At 44.4% G+C, this 24,877-nt stretch carries 14 protein-coding genes; 6 read left to right on the top strand and 8 right to left on the bottom strand.

The features are described 5' to 3' along the window. Positions 1-5: 5 nt before the first annotated feature. Positions 6-1,061 carry an efflux RND transporter periplasmic adaptor subunit gene (locus O9X84_RS02135; protein WP_269517882.1) on the top strand — a complete coding sequence of 352 codons (1,056 nt, stop codon included), beginning with the start codon at positions 6-8 and terminating at the stop codon, positions 1,059-1,061. Beyond that, on the top strand, positions 1,054-4,173 hold the full coding sequence (locus O9X84_RS02130) for an efflux RND transporter permease subunit (RefSeq protein WP_269517881.1): 3,120 nt from the start codon (positions 1,054-1,056) through the stop codon (positions 4,171-4,173). The genes O9X84_RS02135 and O9X84_RS02130 overlap by 8 nt, the downstream gene beginning before the upstream one ends. A 210-nt stretch (positions 4,174-4,383) precedes the next feature. Here O9X84_RS02130 and O9X84_RS02125 read toward each other — a convergent pair whose 3' ends face one another. The 6 genes from O9X84_RS02125 to ffh all read right to left on the bottom strand — a co-directional run bounded on the left by O9X84_RS02125 (position 4,384) and on the right by ffh (position 13,436). Beyond that, entirely contained in the window at positions 4,384-5,655 is a 1,272-nt protein-coding gene (locus O9X84_RS02125) for an alpha/beta hydrolase (protein ID WP_269517880.1), read from the bottom strand. A 77-nt stretch (positions 5,656-5,732) separates the two neighbouring features. After that, positions 5,733-6,125 carry a TerB family tellurite resistance protein gene (locus O9X84_RS02120; RefSeq protein WP_269517878.1) on the bottom strand — a complete coding sequence of 131 codons (393 nt, stop codon included), beginning with the start codon at positions 6,123-6,125 and terminating at the stop codon, positions 5,733-5,735. Positions 6,126-6,391: 266 nt separating this feature from the next. Then, positions 6,392-7,609, bottom strand: coding sequence for a phosphoenolpyruvate carboxylase (locus O9X84_RS02115; protein WP_269517877.1), 1,218 nt, complete (start codon positions 7,607-7,609; stop codon positions 6,392-6,394). Further along, positions 7,606-8,241 (bottom strand): hypothetical protein, encoded by a 636-nt coding sequence (locus O9X84_RS02110; RefSeq protein WP_269517876.1) that lies wholly within the window; start codon positions 8,239-8,241, stop codon positions 7,606-7,608. The genes O9X84_RS02115 and O9X84_RS02110 overlap by 4 nt, the downstream gene beginning before the upstream one ends. After that, positions 8,238-11,936, bottom strand: coding sequence for an ATP-binding protein (locus O9X84_RS02105; RefSeq protein WP_269517875.1), 3,699 nt, complete (start codon positions 11,934-11,936; stop codon positions 8,238-8,240). The genes O9X84_RS02110 and O9X84_RS02105 overlap by 4 nt, the downstream gene beginning before the upstream one ends. An 84-nt stretch (positions 11,937-12,020) precedes the next feature. Beyond that, positions 12,021-13,436, bottom strand: a complete 1,416-nt coding sequence (gene ffh / locus O9X84_RS02100; protein ID WP_269517873.1) for a signal recognition particle protein — start codon at positions 13,434-13,436, stop codon at positions 12,021-12,023. A 300-nt stretch (positions 13,437-13,736) separates the two neighbouring features. On the opposite strand from ffh, the gene O9X84_RS02095 reads away from it, so the two are divergent. Both O9X84_RS02095 and O9X84_RS02090 read left to right on the top strand, forming a co-directional pair. Then, entirely contained in the window at positions 13,737-14,528 is a 792-nt protein-coding gene (locus O9X84_RS02095) for a cytochrome C assembly family protein (RefSeq protein ID WP_269517870.1), read from the top strand. Positions 14,529-14,668: 140 nt separating this feature from the next. Beyond that, positions 14,669-15,961 (top strand): HlyC/CorC family transporter, encoded by a 1,293-nt coding sequence (locus O9X84_RS02090; protein ID WP_269517869.1) that lies wholly within the window; start codon positions 14,669-14,671, stop codon positions 15,959-15,961. Between the two features lie 98 nt (positions 15,962-16,059). Here O9X84_RS02090 and O9X84_RS02085 read toward each other — a convergent pair whose 3' ends face one another. Together O9X84_RS02085 and sixA are read right to left on the bottom strand one after the other, a co-directional pair. Then, complete coding sequence (locus O9X84_RS02085; protein WP_269517867.1) at positions 16,060-16,272, bottom strand: hypothetical protein; 213 nt, start codon at positions 16,270-16,272, stop codon at positions 16,060-16,062. Between the two features lie 168 nt (positions 16,273-16,440). Continuing rightward, positions 16,441-16,956 (bottom strand): phosphohistidine phosphatase SixA, encoded by a 516-nt coding sequence (gene sixA, locus O9X84_RS02080; protein ID WP_269517866.1) that lies wholly within the window; start codon positions 16,954-16,956, stop codon positions 16,441-16,443. A 167-nt stretch (positions 16,957-17,123) separates the two neighbouring features. On the opposite strand from sixA, the gene O9X84_RS02075 reads away from it, so the two are divergent. Next, positions 17,124-19,871, top strand: a complete 2,748-nt coding sequence (locus O9X84_RS02075) for an insulinase family protein (RefSeq protein ID WP_269517865.1) — start codon at positions 17,124-17,126, stop codon at positions 19,869-19,871. A 204-nt stretch (positions 19,872-20,075) separates the two neighbouring features. Next, positions 20,076-24,632: an EAL domain-containing protein gene (locus O9X84_RS02070; protein ID WP_269517864.1), complete on the top strand. Its 4,557-nt coding sequence runs from the start codon at positions 20,076-20,078 to the stop codon at positions 24,630-24,632. Positions 24,633-24,877: the final 245 nt, after the last annotated feature.

Here is a 24,877-nt window from a genome sequence, read left to right as displayed (position 1 = left end):
ACAAAATGAACAAGTCAGTGGTTCGCACAATGAAGACATGGATTGGTCTTTTTTCTTTATTTTTGTTTATGCCGTTCGCACACGGTCAATACATGGGTGACCGACAAGCCAAGTTGGTTGTAACAAAACCTATCGAATTCATGAACGAGACTCGCAAGGTTGAGGCGGTAGGTAGCGCTGAAGCAGTGCAGTCTATCGTGCTTTATTCCGCTGTAGCCGACGAGGTTACTGAGATTAACTTTGTGCCTGGTCAAAATGTGGAGGAAGGTAAAGTACTTGTTCGCCTTGACGACCGCAGACAAAAAACCGCAGTAAAGCGCGCTGAACTTACCCTAGATGACGCCCAGCGTACCGTCGAACGTCTCGCATCGAGTTACAAAAAAGGTGCAATTCCGGTTAACGAACTTGACCTTGCCAAGACACAGCGTGACTTGGCCCAAGTAGCCCTCGAAGATGCTAAAACAGATTTAGAAGACCGTCGAATTGTAGCGCCTTTTGATGGTGTCGTTGGCTTTACTGACGTGGAAGTGGGCGACCGTATTAATGAGCAGACGATGATCACCACGCTGGACAATCGTAGCAAACTGTTTGTTAACTTTAAGGCCCCTGAAGCAGCCCTAGCAGTATTGCTAGACGGTCCGCAGGTTACCTTGGAGCCGTGGAGTGATAAAGAAAAAAGCGTGAAAGCAGAGATTGCGCAGGTAGATTCGCGTATCAATGAAACCGACAGAACACTACGAGCACGAGCTCTTTTGGACAATTCATCCGACCAATTCAGACCAGGCATGAGTTTTCGAGTAAATCTTTCCATTGAGGGCGACCGATTTGCCGCAGTTCCAGAATCAGCTTTATTATGGGGTGCCACTGGTGCTTACATTTGGCTTGCGGTAGATGGCAAAGCACAAAAATTAGACGTAAGTGTTCATCAACGCCTTCGTGGCATCATTTTGGTATCGGGTGATATCACTAATGGTGACACACTCATTGCTGAAGGTGTACAGCGCTTGAGAACTGGCCAATCTATCACTACCGAAATAGCTGGGGGACCAGCCGGTGAGTGATAAACAACTGTCTTCACAGGCAAACGACCTTCCATCGCTAGCGATAAGACGTCCAGTACTTATTGTTGTTTTAAATTTGCTTATCGCTATTGCTGGATTTGCAGCGTTAAGCGGTCTTGAGGTTCGCGAACTTCCCGATGTAGATACGCCGCGAGTAACAGTAACGGCAACATTTCCTGGTGCATCACCTGAAACGGTAGACGCAGAAGTAACCAGCCGCCTTGAAGGTGCGGTAGCGCGGGTAAGTGGTGTAAAAAATATTTCAGCGCAAAGCGAAGAAAACTCGGCCCGTATTCGTGTTGAGTTTCGTCCTGGTGTTAACTTGGAAGATGCAGCTAACGAAACCCGTGAGTCAGTAAGTCGCGTACAACGACAGCTTCCCGAAGATGTTGAGCAAGTTGCCATTATTCGCGCTGACAACGACGCTCAAGCTGTTGTGAGCTTGGCCATATCGAGTAAAACCCTTGATATGGAAACACTCACCGAACGCGTAAATACCGATGTCGCCCCCTTATTTTTGAGTATTCCAGGGGTTGCTGATGTCAATATGCGTGGAGAACGAGAACGGGTACTCCGAGTGTCTGTCGATCCACTGCGATTAACCAGCTTTGGACTGTCGATGAGAGACGTGTCCGACGCGCTTGTTTTAGCTCCGTTTGACGTACCTGCTGGCAGTATTCAATCATCAGAACAGGCTCTTATTGTTCGAGCTGACGCAACATCAGTATCAGCGCAGGATGTGGGCGATATCGTTATATCGGGCGACATTCGGGTTAACGATGTAGCAAGCGTATATTTTGGCCCAGCAGATTCAACCAGTATGGTGCGATTAGACGGCATGCCGGTTATTGGCTTGGGAGTTATTCGTCAAGCCAGCTCTAACACCATTGAAATTTCTGATGAAGTGCTTGAAATGGTGAGTGATTTAGACAAGCGCTTTACCGATATGGACATTGTAGTTACGGCTGACGATGCCGAATTTATCCGAGACTCGGTGAAAGAAGTGATAGTGTCGCTAAGCCTCACCGTAGCGCTGGTTATTGTTACGTTACTTGTCTTTATTGGCTCGTGGCGCGCAACGCTCGTCCCCGCCCTATCGATACCAGTATCATTAGCTGGGGCACTTGCCATCATTTGGGTAATGGGCTTTTCCATTAATATTTTGACCTTGCTGGCACTTGTACTTGCTACCGGTATGATTGTTGATGATGCTATTGTCGTGTCAGAGAATATTCAGCGCCGTCGCAGCATGGGCCTTGGCGCAAGAGCAGCCGCGGTAATTGGTACGCGAGAAGTGTTTTTTGCAGTAGTGGCAACAACCGCAGTGCTAGCATCTGTGTTTATTCCCATTGCATTTTTGCCATCAACAGCAGGTAAACTCTTTAGAGAGTTTGGCGGTGTATTAGCAGGTGCCGTTATTATTTCGTCGTTCGTTGCCCTTTCATTGGTGCCTGCGCTTACTGCCCGTCTTGCAGTCAAAAAGCCTAAGGAAAACGGCAAAAGCTTTTTTAACGCCACCTTTGGCCGATTTGGTAACGCGTGTCTTTCGCTGTATCAATCATCGCTATTAAAAGCGCTGAAATATGGTTGGGTTGTGGGTGTATTAAGTCTAGCAGCCGGCGGTGGCGCCTATATATTATCGGGTAATATCGATAATGAGCTACTGCCTAGTGAAGATCGTGGAACTATCCGTATTTTTGCTCGTGGACCTGACGGTGCCGGACTTAACTTTATGGATAGACAAGCCGAGAAGATGGAAGAGATGCTCCTTCCTTATGTGGAAAAAGGCACAATAGATTCTATGTATACCGTGGTTGGGCAATGGGATCCGAATATCGTCTTTATTACCGCGCCCCTGAAGCATTGGGACGACCGCGATATGTCGCTACAAGATGTGGTCAATGAGATTCGCCCAGGCCTGCAGGCTATTCCTGGCGCACCTGGAAACGCATTTGGTGGCAATAGTTTGAATCTTCGCGGACAAGGCGGCGGTTTGGAAATGGCGCTAACCGGTGATACCTATGAAAATATTTATCAGGCAGCCCAGGCTTTTGCCACTGAAATAGAAACTAAACTACCCTATTTAGGCCGTCCACGGGTGAGCTATGACCCTACTCAGCCACAACTACGTGTGAATATCGACAGACGACGTGCTGAAGAGCTTGGCGTGCCGTTAAATGATATTTCTAGTGCACTACGCGCCGCGGTAAATGGCGATGACATTGCCGATTTGAACGTAGGCGACCAATCTATTCCTATTATGCTTCAAACCAGCAATAGAAATACAATGGCGCCTTCAGATCTGACTAACCTTTACGTGAAAAGTACTGATGGCAACCTAGTTCCGCTATCGAGCGTAGCCTACATAAGTGAAGAAGGTGTGGCAGCGGAATTGGAGCGTCAGGCCCAACGCAGAGCCATTGAGCTTGAAGTTGAACTGCCGGAAGATAAAGCACTGAGTGATGTGGTTGAAGAAATACGAGCTATTTCTCAAAATGCATTACCAGACGGTATTGGCCTTATCTTTTTAGGTGAAGCTCAAACCTTTGAAGAAACATCTAAGCAAGTTGCGCTTACCTACGTTCTGGCATTTGTTATTGTGCTACTGGTATTAGCTGCACAGTTTGAGAGTGTTAACAGTGCAGTAGTGGTTATGCTTACCGTTCCCTTTGGTATTGCAGCGGCGGTTTATGCATTGTTCTTAACCAGCACGTCAATAAACGTTTACTCACAGATTGGCCTAGTCATGCTCATTGGCCTTTTGGCGAAAAACGCCATCTTACTTATTGAGTTTGCCGACCAGCTTCGGGATAAAGGGTATTCTGTTTACGATGCTATTGTGGAAGCAGGCACGGTACGTTTAAGACCTATTATGATGACGCTGGTATCTACCATTCTAGGCGGACTACCGTTAATCTTGTCCACTGGCGCTGGTGCGGAAGCACGAAATGCTATTGGCTGGGTGGTATTTGGCGGCCTAGGTATTGCGGTTGTTTTCACGCTATACCTCACTCCTGTGCTGTATCTTGCTCTAGCCCGATTTACTAAGCCGAGAGCTGATGCCAGTGACCAGCTTGAAAGGGAATTAGAGGAAGCTCAGCCACATACGTAAGTGCCAATAGCGTAAAAACAGCAAATAAAGCTTAGCTAATTGAAAGGCCGTTCTTGAAGAACGGCCTTTTTGCATTCATAGGTTTTACTTAAGCGAATATCGGCTGACCCACTGGCCTATATATTCACCGCTATGTTAGCGGATACATTAGCTAATACACCTACTAATACATTAACGTATATTCTAGCTACCGTGTGCTAGCACTGAGTACTAAAGGCTGCAAAAATCGCCAGCAGACACGTCGCTGGTAAATGCCACTATGCTATCTATCATCGCATCAAAGTAAGGGTTGTAGGTAAGCCTAGCGTAAACACGGTTGGCATCGTCATCTTCATAACCCCAAGGTCCATACCATACGTCTTTACCTTTTTTGCCTTCTTTACCTTCTTTACAGAGCGCTTCTGATTCACTCCCTTGGCCGTTATCACAAATTCTAAATGTGCTTTGCGTGCCGTACAGCGAGTTTCTATCTGAAAACAACGAACTCATATGTGAAGCAGCGCTTATACGCTTCTCTGGCAGACGCATAGACTGCATAAGCAGCTGCCCGGACATCGATGGATTATCGACAAAAACGTCTGGGGCTTCCTCGCCCTGCCAAAGTAGACACTTTCTATCATTGGTAAAGTTTTCTTTAAAGCGTTGGCCAACATGTTGTGTATCTACAACACTGTCTTTTTCTGCCACAACCATTAATACGGGGACGTCTAATGATGTTGTTTCCCCATCGCGGCCATCAAATCGGCGCGCAAGTGCGTTTACGCTTTCTTGATAGGCAGCGAACCCTGGCATGGCGGTAGAATTGTAGCGACTTGGATTGTCTTCCTTCACTACATTCGGCCAAGGGTAAAGCGTATCAATATAAGGAGCTAGTTTAGATACGAAAAAACGAGATTTAAACGCTGGGGAAAAGTGAATCATCCCATTAATATCATTTCTATCAAAGGCGCTAATAGTGGTGAGGTTAGCCCCTGTTGAAAATCCACCCACATAAAGCTGCTCAACCGTAGAGGCAAACTGCTCAAGCTGAAAATCAGTTTCTGCTTGCCATTGCGCGTAACTTACCGAAAGCATGTCGCCAGGTTTTGAACCATGCCCAGGTAATAGCATCACGCGCACTCTCACCCCTTTTTCACATAGGGTGGCGGCTAGCTCTCTAAAAAAATACGGCGAGTCGCCTAAACCATGTACGAGAAACAGGCCTTTATCATTAACTGAAGTGCCGCACTCAAACGGCATATTCATCGCAATTTCAGCGCCTTTATCTGTTCCAACAAAGCTGCGATTGGCGCTCAAATAGTTAAAGACTTGCTCTTTATAATTATCAAAAGGAGCAACCTTGATGGGGAACGGTTGGTCACTGGCATTAAAGCTGGGGTCAATTTTAGCCTCGTCAAAGGAGTGGCAGCTCGTAAGCAGCACAAACAGAACCAATGCTGATAGGCTATGCCCTATTTTCATTTCGCTAACACGTTGAGGCATAAGCACCACAAAAGAAGGAGTTGTTGTACCGCTGTGCCTTTAATACACAGCGATACGATTTATGCATAGTTTTACTTCTACTGAACAGTCTCATTACCCGAGACAAGGGCTTTTGCGAGCACTTTGTGCGTAAGCAGTGAGAGAAGCTCGGTTTCAGCTTCACTTCGCTCGCCATCAACACCTGTTATGGCCATTGCCACCTCAAGAGTTTTATCAGCGTCAAAGGAAAGCGCATTTTTTAAACTGCGCATATAAGAGACTGCGTCTCCCGTATCTATGGCTTTACGAGTTTGATATATCGTGTCATTGAGAAAAGCTTCTGGACAAATTGGGCTCTCCCAAGAAAGTGAATCCACAATGTCACTGAGGTAATCTTGCTCTGATAATGTCACCACACCATCTACTTGATAGAGCAAAACAGAAAGTTGGATAAGGGCTTGGTTAAAACTTTGTTGCTCTGATAATTGCATAACATCTTCCTCTTCGTACTGTACGCACCAGCACCACAACGATTCTACATCCTGTAGAAATATAATTTAGAACATCACTTGGTCACACTGACCAAGTCAACGTAAGCGCTGCTATCACTGTGAATAAAGCTACAACACTGTGATGACAGCATGATTACGTCTACTTAAATTATATAGCTCACTACGTGAACTTTTTGTAAATATTTTTTTAAAATAGAGACGCCACTGAGTAATATCAAGCGCTTGCCATCAAATATTTTTAGGGTTTAGCGCAAGCCTAATGTGATATCACTAATATAAAAATTACCGGTGTAAATCTTATCGTTCATGCCGTGAGGCTCTAAAGCAAAAAACTGCTTCTCTTCATCATCTAACGCCTGATAACCACCAATCACTTGGTAAAGCCATACTTCAGGGTCGAACTCGAGCTGCTGCTGCTCGTAATAATCTAAGGCTGTCTTTGCTTGCCCAGAGTCAATAACGTCACAAAAATAAGCTTCAACGGCTTTTTGCAAAGGCTCTTTCTCAAGAGATAGGGTAGCTTGTTCGGTAACATCAATATCGGCGGGCTTACCGTCATCTTGCGTTCCGCGTTTTTTGTGGATATGCGTAAGCGTTGCCACCATGTCATGGTAATCACTCTCATGCTCCACGTTGTTTACGTCAGCGGCCGCCTGCGAAATTGTGGCAGCACTGTGATTGAATAACACCGGAACGTTGGTCAGGTTTGCGTAATTGCCTGGAGCGAAATCGGGCTGCTGCTCCATATGCAACAGAAAGCCTTTAAGAAGCCGGGTTCGGCCTTGAAATTCTCTAAATCGGCCCAGTAAATCAAGAAGTCGTGCCTGCACAACCGAGAGTTCTTGGGCTGCTTTCGAAAATCGCTGCTGTAGCGATACCACCAGCAAATGCCTGAGCTCACGATTTGAGCCAGCAATCTCACTCAACTCATCAAATCGGAAACATTCAAGTTGCGCAAGTAAGTCGGTAACTTGTTGTTGTGCTAACTCATTCTCTCGAATTTTCGCGTCTACAGAAGACACGTAGCCAAACTCATTATTAATTCGACTAAACATTACCCTTACACTATTACTCAGCGTTTCCGACAGCTGATAAACGTGCTCTGTCAGGTCGCTCATGTGCGCGGCAGCTTCGTTGAATTTATTGTAATGGAGTGCTTCTTTATAGTGTTCAGTCAGCGTTTTTAAACTCGCGAGTGATGCCCCAACGTTGGCATTTATCGTACGGTTTCTCTCGTCTTGTAAACTGCCCTCTAAAAGAGTGCGTACAGCACTTTTCAATCGCAGTTCACTTTGCGCTTCTGGACGCCACAGCACGCCAAGCTGGACGAGTTGCTCAAGTACTTTGCTGCTGTGATCACGCTCTTTTACAGAACCGTTAATATACGCTTTCATAATAAGGTCGCTGTGGCGACCTAGTGCATTAAGCAACTTAGTTCCGGCTTGAAGTAATACCTGGCTCATATCAGGTTACCTTGAGATACCGCAGCCTCCGCTTGCTCAGACAGGCTCAATGCTTCAGTTTCATCAATAAAGCGTAAAGTTTCATAAAGGTGTTCAATCTTGCCGGTTCCCAAATAAATTTGCTTATCTGGGTTTGGCTTAATTAAATAGCCTAGCTCAGTGAGGCGCTTAAACACCTGCTTAAGCTGGCCGTCCACGTTAACGCTGGTAGAGCCAAACATTCGGTAACGAGATATCTTCTCTAATTGCTCGCCGTAGGCGGGCGTATCTTCAATGCTACCTTGCAATTCGTTAAGTCGAATAGCGCTGCCCATAGTAATGGGCATATCAGATTCATTGGCCTGCTGAACTAATAACAACCACTCGATAAGAGGCACTAAATTAGACGCCGTATCTTGGAACTGCTGCGTAAGCACTTTGCGCTCTTGCTCACCAATAGTGGAATAGCTGGCAAAAAACACTTCGCCTTCTGCTGTCGTAGAAAGAGTGCGATTGAGCAGCGATAAATGCGGCTCTAACTTTGCCGCGTTGTCTCGACTTTTAAGAAATCGCCATGCTTCCTCGTCGGTAACTTGGCAAATAAAGGCCCCTTGCAACAAAGCGCTTAACACGCGTCCTTGTTCTGTCATCATAACGACGGCTCCTGTGTTACTGCATCACTGTGCTTTTTGGCTTTTATACGCGCGGCTATGCTGCTCGCTTTTGGTTGAACCACTTGTAACTGGCGTGTCACTTTATCGATAAGGTATCGGTTCTCAAATAGCGTGAGTACTTCTGACTCTGGATTAGGGAATGCGCCCACTACACTGATATTGTTGTTCTGACACGCATCAAATATCTTTTTCACGTTGCTTTGGTGCAGCGTGCCCAGCTCATCGATTGGCCAATGTACGGTTGCACCCGCGTCTTGACGCAATAAACGAGTAAATGCCAATAAGAACTTACATAAAATAAGGTAAGCCATTCCGTGACTGGACGACTCATTAAGCTGGCGGTCGGTGCGAATAACTAGGTCGCTATTTCCTTCCCGCAAATGCAGCTCAATATCGAGTAATTTGCTGATACCGCCAGACAGTGCGGCTCGCCCTAAAATATCAAGAACCCTGCGCATGCTTTGGCCATACTCTTCTTCAGGCAGTTCATTTGCCCCTTCTTCCATCCAGAATTCATAATGCTTTCTGAATTGCTCAAGCTCTGGCCAGAATTCAAGTTCACTGATACGAGAACGGATTTTAACGGCGGAGTCTGACACGCCATCGAGGAACAGCTCTCCATCCACTTCTTGGGTAATTCGACGACTTTGAGACACGATGCGCTTATCGATATCTGCCAACACAAAGTAGTACTGAGATAAATCGGCGCCAAAGATCCGGCCCTGCTCTCTGAGCCCTTGCAGCTTTTGAGGCACGATAACGTTAAGTAGCTGCGATAGATGAGACACCATGCGTCGATGATCAAAACTTTTCACGCCATGCGCGTTAATCGTGGCGCACTCTTCTCTTGCGCGTTCCCACGTGTCAGAGAGCCCTGTGCCGGCCTGCGCCGCAATAAGCTGGTCAAATCGTTCTACATAAGCGCGAATATCACTAAGTAGATTGTCACGCTCTTGCAGCTGACTTTGCACTTCTGATATGCGCTGGCCAATACTCACTTCGTCGTGCTTAATCTCAGCAGTATCGTCGCTAGCTTGCAGCGTGAGCTTAGCCAACGACTTGCTCAAGTTTTTAACTTGCTCTAGGTGCTCGGTGGTGGTTTTAAGCGTGCTTTCTAGCTGTGTGTGCTGCTCTTTAAGCTGCTCTCTTTTTGTTTTGTACGCACTTTGCTTGCTCGCGAGGCTGCGTTCAGACTCGCCAAGCGCTTTACGTGCTTTAGACAACCCTTCTTGCCACACCACTTTTTGCTTGGTGAACACATTGGTATACCAGCGCTCGTAGTCTGAGACTTTGTGACGGTGAGTTTCTGTACGCGCAATATCGTCTTTTAACTGATTAATCAGCTTTTTAAGCTGGCCAATTTCGTCTACATCTACGCCGCGATTGCTCAGTTCACTTTCCAACCAGTACTGCATATCTTTACGGTCTTGAGCCGCGCTCTCTCTCGCCTTCCGCATGTCGCTGTCTAGTTGAGATAATCGAGCATCTGTATCTGAAATAAGCTGTTGCCAATGAAACTTATGTTCCGTCTCAGCTTCTCTTTGCTGATCGTTAATTTCATCCCGGCTTTCTTCAAACTGAGCTTTAGCTTGCTTCTGGCTTTGTTGATTGGCGTCAAGTTTTGCTTTCGCCTTTTGCTTTCTCTCTGATAAGGCTTGCTGATACTCGCTAAGCACCGTATCTCTGTCTTGTTGTGCACGCTTACGGCTAGCTTCAGCACTTTTAACTACATTGTCTTTTTGCGTAAGTGATAGCTCAGTATTGCGCACATCCTCATTGGCCTTGGCCAATCGTTGCTCACATTCATTTTGTGCAGCCAGTGAAGCTGTCTGGCGAATTTCAGCATCTTTAAGTTGCTGCTTTAACGCTTGCTCGGTGGAGGCATAATCCGGCGTATCTAGCTCATGTAAGGCTAATTTCATTCCCATGAATGTATCAACCTGCTCCTCCATAGCGGGAGCCAAGTCAGTGCGGTCCAATAGTTCAGGGCGAATTACTTTGCCTAATGAAATTTCCCAATCGTCCACATTAGCTCTTAGATACTCAAGTAAAGAGCCTTCACCTGGATACAGCAAACCGTTGATTTTATTAACCGACTTCTCTTCCTGTTGAAAAGATGTCCGGGCTTTATCTAATGCTTGTGAACAGGTTTTACGTTCCTCACACGCTTTAGAATGAACCTGCTGCGACTGTCGAAGTTCTGCTCGAGCGGTGTCTTCATTAATCGACGCTTCTTTTATCGCAGCATCTAAAATATCAAGCTGAGATTGCTCAAACTCGTTATACCCTGCGTTACTCAATGACGCTTTTAACTCTGCTTCATGTACTTTGAGCTCATTAACGTTGTTTAGATACTCACTATTTAGCCTGTTTAATTGTTCGCTGTAGTCATCGCGAATGTTTGCCAATGCCTCACGCTCACTTTGCTGTTGCGAAGACTTATGCTCTGCAGCTTCTTGCCTAGCAAGAGAGAGTTCATCGAGCGTGGCTGATAGCGATTCACCGAGTTCGGCCAATCGCTTATTGTATGCTGATTCTATATCTTGATGCTTTTCTGTAAGTAGTGCGTAACGACTTACACTCAGCTCTTTTTTGCTATACCACTGAGGTAAATTACCCACATCTTCTTTGAGTTGCTCAATGTCTTCTTCTTGCCACTTATCAAATTCGCCTTCAACATTTTCAAGCTCAATCGTATACTTTTCCACGTCAGCACGTGCAGAAGATATGACTTGATTGAGGTGATCCCGGTTATCGCCCCACTCGCTGTCGGTTTGCTTGCGCTGAAAGTTATTTTCATCAAGCTCGTTTTTCGTGGTTTCCACGCGAGCTGACAGGTAAGTCTTATCCAATTCAAAAGTATGTTTCAGGGTTGCCAGCTGTAGTTCGGTGCTACTAAGCGCCATGTCCGCTTGCTCAAGCCTGGAAAACTCTGGCCTTATTTTATCGAACTGCTTAATAAGGTGGCACTCTTTAATCCAGTCATCTACACGATTGCGACTTAGACCTGACGTTGGCGGGGTTACGCCGTCTTCTTCTAATATGGCTGCGATCATTGCTTTGATCGTTTCCATCTTGCCTTCTTTAGAATGCACCGCTTTAGCGAGTTTTTCGATATGACGCATGTGCTTAGATGACTCGCACAAACTAAACAGCTTGGCGTAGCCGAGTACTTCTCGTGCAGTATTACTTTGATTTAGCACGCCATGGTCATTTTGGATAATTGCGCGGAAGTCTTTGGTGTTGAGTAAACTCGTTACCATAACGTTGTTGCGCTTCATCGCACGCGCTAGCTCAGCACTACTGACACTGGCGTGTTTGCCGCTCTTTTGTTCAATCAGATAGTCACTGATTTCAAAGGGCTTACCGATGAGACGATAGTTCACTCCGGTGCCATTTGAACTTAACACCGCTTGGCATAAATCTCCGTCTGCACGGGCGTATTCGTAAATAATAAAACTAGAAAGGCGAGGCAGGTACCAGCGCTCGAAGCTGTCTCTTGTCGCAGGTACAACACGGCTTGGATATTCGCCATAAAACACGGGAATAAGTCGTTGAAGCGTTGTTTTACCTGACGCATTGGTACCACAAATATTTGTGTGTCCATCAAGCTTGAGTTCAACGACACCCGGTAGATGCGTGTCGATAAGAATAATTCGTTTTAAGCCTGCCATAGAATTCCTGTTTCAGTTTTATAGTAAAAAACCTCAATAATTGGCCATTATTGAGGTTTTGTAATTCATCAAACGCGTAAGCCGTTATCGTGGTGGAAATCCGCCAGGACCACCGCCAAAACCGCCTGGTCCTCCCGGACCACCAAAGCCACCACCTGGTGGGACCATACCTTTCATTTGGCGCATCATCTTCTTCATACCACCGCCTGACATTTTTTTCATCATCTTTTGCATTTGCGTAAATTGCTTTAATAGGCGATTCACGTCTTGAATTTGCGTTCCAGAGCCCGCGGCTATCCTGCGTTTTCTGGAGCCTTTGATGATATCAGGGCGAGCGCGTTCCCCCGGTGTCATTGAGTTAATGATGGCTTCCATCTGATTGAACTGTTTGTCATTGGCTTGATCTTTAATTTTTTCAGACATGCCGCCCATGCCAGGAAGCTTATCAAGCATTCCCATCATACCGCCCATGTTCTTCATCTGTTCAAGCTGATCTTTAAAGTCAGCTAGGTCGAAGCCTTTTCCTTTCTGAACTTTTTTAGCTAGCTTTTCAGCTTTGGTCTTATCAACCTTGCGCTCTACTTCCTCAATTAAGCTAAGTACGTCACCCATACCTAAAATACGAGATGCTATGCGCTCAGGGTGGAATGGCTCTAAGGCATCAACCTTTTCACCCATACCAATAAATTTGATTGGTTTGCCGGTAATATGGCGAACAGACAGCGCAGCACCCCCTCGCGCATCACCATCGGCCTTAGTTAAAATAACGCCTGTGAGCGGTAAGGCATCATTGAATGCTTTGGCCGTATTAGCGGCATCTTGACCGGTCATCGCATCGACAACGAACAGGGTTTCGATGGGTTTTACAGAACTATGCAGTTCTTGTATTTCACTCATCATGTCGCTATCGACGTGCAGTCGACCAGCAGTATCCACTAGGAGTACATCGTAAAAGCCCTTCTTGGCTTCATCTATTGCACTTTCTACGATATCGATTGGCTTTTGAAGAATGCTCGACTGGTGGAAGCCCACATTCACTTCGCTAGCTAGCATTTCGAGCTGTTTGATTGCCGCAGGACGATAAACGTCGGCACTCACCACCATCACTTTTTTCTTTTCGCGCTCGGTGAGGAATTTCGCCAGCTTACCAACTGAAGTAGTTTTACCAGCACCTTGCAAACCAGCCATTAAAATAACGGCGGGAGGCTGGGTGGCTAGGTTCAGCTTTTCATTCGCCTCCCCCATAACAGCTTCAAGTTCAGATTGTACAATCTTAATAAAAACCTGACCGGGCTTGAGGCTTTTACTTACCTCGGTACCGACGGCTCTTTCTTTTACTTGAGCAACAAAAGATTTCACTACCGGCAGGGCCACATCTGCTTCTAATAGTGCCATGCGCACTTCGCGCAATGTCTCTTTAATATTGTCTTCTGTAAGACGCCCCTTGCCACTTACATTCCGTAATGTCTGGCCTAGGCGTTCAGATAAATTCTCAAACATAGTATGAAACTTCTTTTGATTTCAGACGCAATGTCCGTATTGTATCGTAAAAGGCACAGCGAACGTACCCGCAAATGCGTTAAAATTTACGCCTTGTTTTTGCTGTATTATTTGAGCGTCTGACCTTTGCAAAAATTGACATCAAAGGTCAACACGCCCTGGCCACTCGCCGCTATTTTATTACTTAATAAGTGGTATTGAAGCAAACAAAATCAAGGAGGTGGTTGAATTTAGCCTAAAGTTGCAGTATCAATAGCGACTTATTCGGTGACGATTCACCCACGTATCACAGGAAGTATAATGAATACGCTTTTCGCCATTTCCGCTGCGCTACTCTATACCTTGGCCGCAGCCGTTTTAATTGGCAAATTTGTACACCACGAAGGCCCTAATAAACGCCTTGCACTCTCTTTAGCCAGTTTAGGGGCTATTGCTCATATTGCTTTTCTTATCAGCGTGATCATCATTGCCCCTGGCCAGAATATGAGCGTAACCAATGTACTGTCTTTGGTATCTTGGCTCATCACCGTTTCAATGCTGCTCTTTGCCCGTTCCATCCCTAACCTCATTTTGTTACCCGTAGTATTTGGGTTTGCCGCCCTTGCTGTGCTGTCTGCGGCTTTTATCCCTGTTTCTTACATCATGCACATAGAATTACAGCCGGGTTTAGTGGTGCACATAAGTTTATCCTTATTTGCCTATTGCACCCTTGTTATTGCGTTTTTATACGCGCTTCAAATGTCATACATCACCTACAGACTAAAGCAAAAGGGGGCTGCGTTATTACACTCTTCGCTCCCTCCCCTCATGCTAGTGGAAAATATTTTATTCAAGCTACTGCTTGCTGGAACATCACTGCTTACCGTCTCATTACTTAGCGGATTTGTTTTTTTAGAGGATATGTTTAGCAAGACTTACGCGCATAAAACGGTGTTATCCGCCGCAGCCCTCGTTGTCTTTTTAGTACTGTTAATTGGACAAAAGTTACGTGGCTGGCGCGGTAAACAAGTCATTTTAATGACAATTACCGGCGTGATATTGCTCACACTAGCTTACTTCGGCAGTAAGCTAGTACGAGAGTTCTTGCTGTAAGCCGTTATCGGGAATACCATTGCGCGGTAATTTTACGAGCGGATTAGCGCCAATAACAGTTTATTGCCCTTTTTTTAGCTTGAAACCCTGTCTTCAACTTATTACATTTGAAGGCTAGCATTAGACAGGAAGCCACTTTTTTGGACGACATATCAACGAGTACGCTGTTTATTGCGCTCGGCGTACTCATATTACTATCTGCATATTTTTCGAGCTCTGAAACCGGGATGATGTCGATAAACCGCTATCGACTCAAGCACCTTCAAAGTGAAGGCAACCGAGCAGCAATGCGAGTACAAAAACTACTCGACAGGCCCGACCGACTCATCGGCCTAATACTCATCGGCAACAACCTAGTAAACATAGCGGCGTCATCATTGGCCACCGTACTGTGCATACGCTTGTTCGGTGACTACTGGGGCATTTTAGCGGCAACCTTTGGTTTAACACTCATATTGCTTATCTTCGCAGAGGTCACACCAAAAACACTAGCCGCGCTTTATCCTGAAAAAATTGCCTTCCCAAGCTCTTTAATTCTTTTGCCGTTATTGACGGTGTTGTACCCCTTCGTTGCAGCCATCAATGGCATCACAAATGGCATACTTGCGCTTCTTCGTATTAGCCCGGCTAACGGCAATGACGATTCGTTGAGCAGAGAAGAACTGCGCACCGTAGTGTTTGAAGCCGGCACGATGATACCTAAGAAACACCAAGATATGTTGGTGAGCATACTCGACCTTGAAAGTGTGACTGCCGAAGACATTATGGTGCCAAGAGCAGAAATATTTGCGATTGATATTAATGATGATTGGAAAAAAATTCAAAAGGCACTAACACATGCGCAGCACACTCGCGTGCTTTTATATCGCGATAGCGTGGATGATGCTGTGGGCTTTGTTCATGTGCGGGATGCGCTTAGGCTGCTTTCAAAAGATCAGTTCACGAAATCAAGTTTGCTACGTGCAGTACGAGAAATCTATTTCACCCCAGAATCTACGCCCCTGCACACCTTAATGTACAAATTCCAAGCAGAAAAAGAGCGCATTGCCTTAGTGGTTGATGAATACGGCGATATCATGGGTTTAGTCACCCTTGAAGATATCCTTGAAGAAATTATCGGCGACTTCACCACCAGCATGGTGCCCGATCATAGTAAAGAAGCGCATGTGCAGCAGGACGGGTCGGTATTAGTGGATGGCAGTGCCAACGTACGCGAGTTGAACAAAGAGATGAATTGGAACTTGCCTACTGAAGGCCCGAAAACATTGAACGGTTTGCTACTAGAGTACTTGGAAGAAATACCGGAAAATAAAGTAAGCGTTAGACTTGCAGGTTACCCGTTGGAAATTGTAGACATCACGGAGAACATGATTAAAACCGTGCGTGTTATGCCAGAGTTTTATAGCGCTGAGAAAAACAACACTTCTATTTAAACCTTCACAACCCGGCTGCTTCTAGTCGGGAATGTGTTTGTCAATGCACTTTTGACAGCCCCCCTTTTGTGATGAGCAACCTTACTGTGAAAAGCCTTTTAATCGGAAAGCTTTTCATCGGCGATTTTTTCAAGCATCAATCGCTGAGCTCTTTTTTCAAGGGCTTTTGCTTTTGCTGCTGCAACTTTATCTGACAATACAGACAACTTTGCAATGATAACCTGCGTCTCCTCATCTTCACGCAAATCAGCCTCAGCCATATGGGACTGAAGTGAACGTTTGAGGAGCTCAGGAATAGACTTACTATCCATTTCCCAACCCTTCGATAAATTACACACTGACACTCTCAAAGTGTTTATCGGCGGTAGCGCGATTAACTTAACTAATCATCAAAGAAAAACTAGCCTGTTGGGCTAAGGTAATGTGGATAAAGCAAATAAAGACTAAATATTTCGCATGAACTCAGAATTGGCTAAAAATTAAAAGCCTTGGTAGTGAGTCACCAGCGTACCTTTTAAGCTACTTAATGAATATTTAACCACCGCTATTGACGCGGTAGCAAAAAGACTTGTGGTGTAAGAGCTGCAAACTTCATCTACCAAGTAACTGACAAAGGGCATATGGCTGACAATTAAGAGCTTTTTGATGGGGCGTTTAGCGTTGACCGAAGCGTGGATTCTAGCGTCAATATAGTCGCTTACAAGCTTTGGCGAGCCTTCTGGAGTGATATCCTCATTAATCTCCAGCTTATCGCTTTTAATTGTTGAAGATACCTTCTCGAATGTTTGCCTAGCACGGCGATAAGGACTCACCAATGCTAAGTCTACCATACCGTCAGAACAGTATTGCTGTGCGAGCCACTGGGCAGCTGACTGACACTGTTTTTGCCCTACTTCCGTGAGTTGGCGACTTTTATCATCTAGCCGAAGCGATTCGGCTTCTCCATGACGCATAATAAAGATATAAATGTCATCGTTGCTACTTTGACCTGACATAACATTGCGCATAGTATTAGTGAAGATAGTGTAAAGATATCAGAGACATGATAATAGGACTAGCGCTAACCGTTGAATAATGGTTATTTTAATCATCTATTCGTATTGCTATGTATATTTAAGCCCTTTCTCCAGCAGTCGGGAGTTAAACAACGCACAGAGATGACATGAAAAACACAATCAAGTTTGAAAATGCTCATCATATAACGCTGCCAAATGGGCTGCGTGTTATGGCTTGCCATACTCCCGATGCCAATGAAGCACATATAGCAATTGCAGTGCGCTCTGGACATTTTTACGATCCACATGATTGCCAAGGGCTCGCTCACTTACTTGAGCATATGTTGTTTATGGGCAGCAGACACTTTCCAAAGCCTAATGCCATTAACGACTATATTGAACAACACGGTGGAGTACTCAATGCGTGGACCGGCACTGAATATGCTAACTATCATTATAGCTGTCGAGCAGGTTCTCTTGCCCAAACTCTTCCCGGTTTTGCCGACATACTTCGCCAGCCATTGTTTGAGGAAACATCCATTAGCAACGAAGTAAAAAATATTCATGCCGAATTCGAGTTTAAGAAGAAGGACGATTTAAGGCGCCTTTATCAAATTCACAAAGAAACCTGTAACCCCGAACATCCCTTTTCAAAGTTTTCAGTAGGAAATAGCGATACGTTTTCAAAACATACCGCCGCCGAGCTTAAGCAACGCCTCAAGGCAATGCACCGTGAGCGTTATTGCGGCAACAATTTGTGTCTTTGCGTAGCTAGCCCTATGCCGATAGAGCAACTCGACGCATTAATACATCAGTGCTTTGGCAGCTTTCGCTCTGGAGCCCTCGCTGGCGATCAATGGCCCGTGCTCTATCGCGAAAGTGAATTGGGCATTCAAATTAATATTCAGCCTTTGCAGTCAGCAAAACGCATGATTGTGACCTTTTCCCTTCCGCCGTTACAAAACGACTATGAGTGCAAGCCGCTTAATTACATAAGCCATTTAATTGGTGATGAAGGTGAAGGCAGCCTCTTAGCCTTTTTAAAAAAGCGTGACTGGGCATTGAACCTCATTGCTGGAGCGGGGATCGAAGGCGACGGTTTCAAAGATTTTAACGTGAGCTTTCAGCTTACTAACGAGGGGCTAGACAACAAATACAAGGTGCTGCAAGCCTTATTTAGTTACATTGAACTGATTAAACAGGCGTCGAGCGATGGGTGGCGATATCAAGAAAAGGCGCAGCTTGACGCGCTTGCATTAGAGTATGAAGAAAATGTAAAACCCTTGAACCTAATTGCCGAGTATGCGCAGCATCAGTTCGTTTTCTCACCTACAGAACTGAACAAGTTGAGGGCAACAATAGGCAACTTCGACCAAAACGTAATCCTAAACGCATTATCGTATTTCAAACCGGCTAACCTTCGCTTAAAACTTATTTCTAAAGATGTCCCTGTCAATCAAACTTGTGCGTTCTACGAGGCAAAGTATAGTGTTGAAAACATACCTTCTGAGGTTATAGCGTCATTAAATTCACCATCGTTACTAGATGAGCTTGAACTTCCCCCGCCAAATCCTTATTTAGGCGATGAATACCAACTTGTGCTTCCAGAGTCAGGTTTTCATATTCCCAATAAGCTTATCGATAAAAAAGGCTATCAATTTTGGTTTGCGCAAGACCAACAGTTTCATAGCCCTAAAGGGGATATTTATATTTCATTTGATGCCAAAAGCTTTTCTGACTCTCTCACCGCAGTGGCTGCCAAACGAATTTGGTTAGGCGCGCTTAACGACCATCTACAAGCAAAGTATTATCGAGCTGAAATTGCGGGGCTACATTATCGTATTTATGGACATCAAGCGGGATTTACACTGCACACCCGAGGCTTTACTAATCAACAACCTTTACTTGCCAATCAATTGATGGATGCAGTGATTAATTTTATTCCCGATGAACGGGCGTTTTTGCACCATAGATACTTACAGGAACAGGCACTTCATAATTCGCTGTTGAATAAACCTACAAACCGCTTATTTTCAAGATTGAGCGTGCTTATTCAGCGTAATACACAAGCGCCAATTGAGCTTTTAGATGTGATGTCAGACGCTAGCTACGAGGATATGCGTTTGGCTAGGGAAAGCGCATTTGAGCATTTTTTCGCTGAAGCTTTTATGCATGGCAATTGGACTCGTTCTGAGGCAAAGCAGTTTGCACAATCAACGTACCATTTATGCAAGCATTCACAGGGTAGCCCGCTGTCTCGTGCTGTATCAAAACTTCCAGTAGGCGAAACGCTTTACCACCAGGTAACGTGTAATCACGACGATGGGGCGGTTGTCCTGTACTTACAAGCCCCTTCAGCCAGTCTATCTGACACTGCCTTGTGTATGGTATTAGAGCAGATGCTGGCCGCACCATTTTTTAACTCTTTACGCACTGAGCAGCAATTAGGCTACATCGTAGGCACAGGCTATGTACCGCATAACCAACATCCCGGTATTGCATTTTATATCCAAAGCCCTGAAAAAGGTCCAAAACCGCTTCTTGAAGCTATGACTACATTTTTATATCAACAGCTACACGAGATAGAGTTCTACCGATTCTATTGGCCTACTATTCAGGAAAACCTCCTAAAGCAGCTTGAAGAACGAGACCTCACCTTATCAATGAAGTCGCAGAGGCTTTGGGTGAGCCTTGGCACGCAAGACTTAGAGTTCAACAGACACTTAAAATTAGCGGAGTGTGTAAAAAAGCTTACGTTTGAACACATTCAAGAGTTTGCCGACCAACTGGCGAAAAGAGAACGTTGTGGTGAAATAGTGCTCTATTCAGACGGCAAATTTGACCCAATGTCTGTCTCTGAAAAACGCTCTATTAATGGTATTGCCGAATTTAAACAAAAAATTCCATATCATTGATAAACAATTCTTTGATCTTGCCGATAACATTGCATACTTTTCGACTGACTGGCTAATAAGTAAGCCATTGTTTTCACTTTGATAAAAAACCCTTGTAGAGAGTACCTTAATTCGGCATATTTATTCTTCTAGTTGTAAGGGATGAAACTAGGACACTGTGAAAATAAAATATAAAAATAATCGGCGTAAGCCAAAGGTGTTTAGGTGCGTTCAACCCTATTTAAAACTGTATCCATTTTTTTGTTGCTGCTCTCAGGGTTATGCTCTTCAGTTCACGCGATAGAAGTATCCGACCTCAAATTTACGGAAATAAGCAAACGCCAAGGCTTATCAGACACTGCGGTGTTAGACATAGTTGAAGACAATAAAGGCTTTATATGGCTAGCTACCTCAAACGGTCTTAACCGCTATTCTGGCTACGAAGTCAAGCAGTACCACCCTTCAGATATCGACGCTAATTCAATTCCATCGGGTTTTATCCAAACTCTATTTTTAGATTCAGACGGCATTCTTTGGCTTGGGACGAATAATGGGCTAGCGAGATACAAGCCCAATACCGATAACTTTGAGGTATTTAACCGTGAAAACTCTATTATTAAGTCGGAATCAATTACCGCAATTAGCGAATCTCAAACAGGTAACATTTTGTTTGCTGATGAGAAGTTTCTTTATCAATTTGATAAAAGCGAGAACAATATCACCTCTGCTATTCAGATATTTGATGAAAGAACTTTTGTCAAAGTCATAATGGACGAGGCCAACCGCACCTGGATTGGATCGAATGAATTTGGTGCAAAAATTCTCGACAAAGAGACCGGGGAATTATCGAGCTTAAACAAAGTAAATCATTGGGGAATTACCGTTGATTCTGCTGCGTTACACGACATAAAGATTATTAACGGTAACTACTGGCTAGCAACTAAACAAGGTATAAATATAGTCAATGCCCGCGGCAAAACAATTCTAGTTAAAAATGGTGCTGACTTAGGTTTTGAAGGTGACCTCAACGTTTTAAATATCACGGTAAATAAAAGCGATATTTGGGTAGGCACTACCTCTGGTCTCTTTGTTTTAAGTGATGCTGCTGTACAAGAAATAACGCCTACTACTGAACTCCAGTCGCTGCATTTGAATTCAGACAACTTTGAATCGACGGGTTTCCCGGCAGCAGTGATTATTCGGGTAGCTGTAGACAGAACGGGGGTAGTGTGGGCAGGTACCTTTCGACAGGGAGCATTCAGATACCACCCTGAATACGCTAGTGTTAATTACCAACCTGTCTACAACTCCTCTCGCCAAACAGATGATAATTTTGCGACAGTATGGGCACTTTCAGAGAATAATACTGACGATCTAGTTTTAGTAACTCAGGAACGAGGGCTTGCAAAATTTAATAAATTATCTGGAAAAGTTAATTACTTAGTTCACTCCGATGAAGACAGCATTCAAACAAATTATTGGGACTTGGCTATCGATGCTCAAGGATACTACTGGGTTGCCACTTCCGATGGGCTAATTGCTTTCAAAGAAGAAAACGGGACTTTTGTAAAAGCTGCACATCTATTCGAAGGCGATATTATTGACCACATTCATTATCATGATGACATGATATGGGTTTGGCATGAAAAGCTCGCTACACAATATATTGACACTAGAGCTTTAACGAATCCAAACAAAGCAGTGTCATCCACTAAATTATCCATTGATGGACTTCCTGCCACTCTCATACCTATATTTACAGATAGCCTAAAACGCCTTTGGTTACGTGACGATAAAGGCATTACTGTAGTATCGCCGTTCTCAAATGAGATTGAAGCCTATATTACGCAGAGTGATGGGTTAAATTCCCAAGTCTATTCTATCTATGAGACTACAGAAGCGTTTTGGTTAACCACTCGTTCGGACGGGGTTCTTATGGTCGACAAGGATTCTTTCGAAATTGTAAAGCGGCAGGTCAGAAATGATAGAAATGGATATATCATCTCTTCTATTGGGGTTCGGCGTAGTATTTGGTATGCCGATGCAGCAGGGGTACATCAGATTGCTCTGCCTTCGCTAACCCAAGAATCTCTTATTCCGTACTCTGAATTGAGTTACAACAGCCTAGGTGAGTCCTCGGTCTTTGTTGCACAAGATGACTCAATATATTTTGGAGGAAGTAAAGGCTATAACAAAATTTCAAAAAAGCTGAGGAGTTTTCAGGGTAATAATCTACGGACTTCAGCGCCACAACTCTCGCAATTACACGTTTTTGGAGCGACAAAGTCAGACGACAAGCAACAAAACTCAACAGGTAATGAATATCATGCTAGTGCTGACCGCCAAGATGTACATTATCGCGAAGAGGTTCTATTAGCTCATGATGAAACACGATTCAGCCTCTCTTTTGCATTAGTAAATCCTGTTTATCCTTCTCAAGTGTCATATCGCTATCGTCTTAGTAATTTAGACGCAAACTGGATTTATATCGACGACGGAAGAGTTGCTCAGTTCAACAATATCAGCTTTGGTCGCTATACCTTTGAAGTCCAGGCGAAAGAACCCGGCAAACAGTGGTCAGAAAGCCGCTCTTTGGACATTGAGATTGAGCGCCCGCCTTGGCTGCACGCCGCAGCGCTAATCTTTTATGGGTTAGTTTTAATAGTCATTATTGGGTTTCTGGCTAGACAGTTTCAGATTCGAAAAGCCAATCAACTGGCGATTAAAGAGTCTGAAGAACGATTGAAATTAACGCTTTGGAGTTCTGGCGATGAATTATGGGATTGGGATGTTTACAGCGGTCAGGTGTATCGTGAAAATAGCTGGGGAACTTTAGACTTTCCTCAAGACGATATACGCACGTCGGGGGCTTATGATGCAAATATACACCCTAACGATTTAAAGCGCGTAAAAGACTCGCTGAGAGAGCACCTCGAGGGTAGAAGCGACTTTTATGAACTCGCCTACAGAGCAAAAACCTTTAAGAACCAGTGGATTTGGATCCTTGATAGAGGAAAAGTTGTAGAGCGAGATCACAATCAACAGCCAATTCGCATGACGGGTACGCTAAAGAATATTCATCACCTCAAGGAAGCTGAAGAACAGTTAAATCTGTTTAAGCGCTCAATTGAGAACATCTCAGAAGGGGTGTTCATTTCAAACACTAAATTTAAATTTATTAGTGTTAATAACGCTTACTGCAGCTATACCGGTGAAACGAGAGATCAAGCGCTAGCCAGCTATATGCACTTTCACCTTTACCCTGATGCTTTTACAGAAGAAATTAAGAAAACGTTAAAGAGTAAAGGCAACTGGAGTGGAGAAGTAGAAAGCGTACGCGTTAATGGTGAGCGCTTTGAAATTGAACTTAATATAGATGCTGTGCACGACGAAGACGGCAAAATCAGCCATTTTGTTGGCGTTTTTAGTGATATAACCTCCCGTAAAAACACCGAAAAAGAATTACTAAAACTCGCTAACATCGACCCGCTGACTGAATTACCGAATAGATCGTTCTTTCAAGCCAGTCATCAAAACTTAGTGCGTAAGGGCGAGCAGCATACACTCCTGTGTCTAGACATGGACAACTTCAAGAAGATAAATGATTCCCTTGGTCATCAGACCGGTGATATTTTAATAAAACAGATCGCTAAACGATTGCAGCGAATAACGGGTAAAGCAGCCACCTGTTATCGCCTTGGCGGCGATGAGTTTAGTATTTTAATGGAAAACAATGCGGATATTCACACCGTAACGCACTATGCGCAAAACGTGTTGGATACGTTATCCCGCCCCTTCATTATCAATAAACAAGAATTTGTACTTGGTGCAAGTATTGGTATAGCCTTTTTCCCCGATGATGGTATGTCCCCTCAAGAAATGCTAAAAAATGCCGATACAGCCATGTATTTTGCCAAAAACAACGGTGGCAACAGTTATCAGTTCTTTAGCGGCGAAATGAATCAAAACGCTGTTCGACAGCTTCAAATTGAAAACCTTATTAGGCAAGGGATCAAAGAGGATCTGTTCACAGTGTACTACCAGCCCAAGGTAGATATTACGTCGGGTAGGCTTGTCAGTATGGAGGCGCTAGTGCGTTTTGAGCATCCTGAAAAAGGCATTGTCAGCCCGGGGCAATTCATTCCACTTGCAGAGCAAACAGGTCAAGTCATTGAAATTGGTGAACAGGTTTTGAGGAAAGCGTGCGCCGATGCCAAACGGTGGGTCAGCCAAGGACTCTTCAGCGGTCGCGTGGCAGTGAATATTTCAGCCAAACAATTTGAATTACCTGACCTAGACGAGCGCATAAATCGAATACTGAGTGATGTAGGTCTATCTCCGCTTCATTTAGAGTGTGAGATAACCGAAGGTACATTGATGCAAAACCCAGAAAATGGCCTTCAAATGATGACCCGATTGCGAGAGCGTGGTATTCACCTAGCCCTTGACGATTTTGGTACTGGCTATTCATCACTTGCATATCTCAAACGCTTTCCATTAAACACGCTTAAAATAGACAAAGCGTTTATCGACGATATCGCAAAAAGCAGCGTTGACAGACACATGGCTGCAGCCATTATCAACATTGCCCACAACCTTGGACTGAAAGTTGTTGCTGAAGGTGTTGAGGAAGAAGCACAACTGAACATTTTGCGCCGGTACGATTGTGAAATGCTTCAAGGTTTTTTGTACAGTAAGCCTCTCAATGCAGATCGTTTTGAAAAACTACTTACTGAAAATCATCAGCTACATACCATCCTTGGCAACGCAAACCTTCAGTAACTAACAGTTAACTATCTACAGCTTTTGAAAAAAGCGCATTGTGGCAGGCTGATGTCTGCCACCTCTACTTCTCCTTTCCGGCAACTTTCAACCTACTAGGCAAAAGTCTAATAGACTTTGGTAGTAAAAAAACGTCAAAAAATCAACACAAAAGCTTTAAGTCGTTGTTTTCAAATGATATTTAAATTTTGGCATAGCTTTAGCTATAACAGAATAGTCGATAATAAAAATGCTAATCGACTTTG

It is taken from the genome of Alteromonas sp. BMJM2, from assembly GCF_027257845.1.
In the GTDB taxonomy this organism is placed as follows: Bacteria; Pseudomonadota; Gammaproteobacteria; order Enterobacterales; family Alteromonadaceae; genus Alteromonas.
The sequence above is the reverse complement of the archived record's forward strand: the minus strand, read 5'-3'. Positions and strand labels throughout refer to the sequence as shown.

Bases quoted from the DNA above. Each gene is read 5' to 3' on its own strand.
- O9X84_RS02135 (WP_269517882.1), top strand. From the start codon at position 6: ATGAACAAGTCAGTGGTTCGCACAATGAAGACATGGATTGGTCTTTTT.
- O9X84_RS02125 (WP_269517880.1), bottom strand. From the start codon at position 5,655: ATGCCTCAACGTGTTAGCGAAATGAAAATAGGGCATAGCCTATCAGCA.
- O9X84_RS02120 (WP_269517878.1), bottom strand. From the start codon at position 6,125: ATGCAATTATCAGAGCAACAAAGTTTTAACCAAGCCCTTATCCAACTT.
- O9X84_RS02115 (WP_269517877.1), bottom strand. From the start codon at position 7,609: ATGAGCCAGGTATTACTTCAAGCCGGAACTAAGTTGCTTAATGCACTA.
- O9X84_RS02110 (WP_269517876.1), bottom strand. From the start codon at position 8,241: ATGATGACAGAACAAGGACGCGTGTTAAGCGCTTTGTTGCAAGGGGCC.
- O9X84_RS02105 (WP_269517875.1), bottom strand. From the start codon at position 11,936: ATGGCAGGCTTAAAACGAATTATTCTTATCGACACGCATCTACCGGGT.
- ffh (WP_269517873.1), bottom strand. From the start codon at position 13,436: ATGTTTGAGAATTTATCTGAACGCCTAGGCCAGACATTACGGAATGTA.
- O9X84_RS02095 (WP_269517870.1), top strand. From the start codon at position 13,737: ATGAATACGCTTTTCGCCATTTCCGCTGCGCTACTCTATACCTTGGCC.
- O9X84_RS02085 (WP_269517867.1), bottom strand. From the start codon at position 16,272: ATGGATAGTAAGTCTATTCCTGAGCTCCTCAAACGTTCACTTCAGTCC.
- sixA (WP_269517866.1), bottom strand. From the start codon at position 16,956: ATGTCAGGTCAAAGTAGCAACGATGACATTTATATCTTTATTATGCGT.
- O9X84_RS02075 (WP_269517865.1), top strand. From the start codon at position 17,124: ATGAAAAACACAATCAAGTTTGAAAATGCTCATCATATAACGCTGCCA.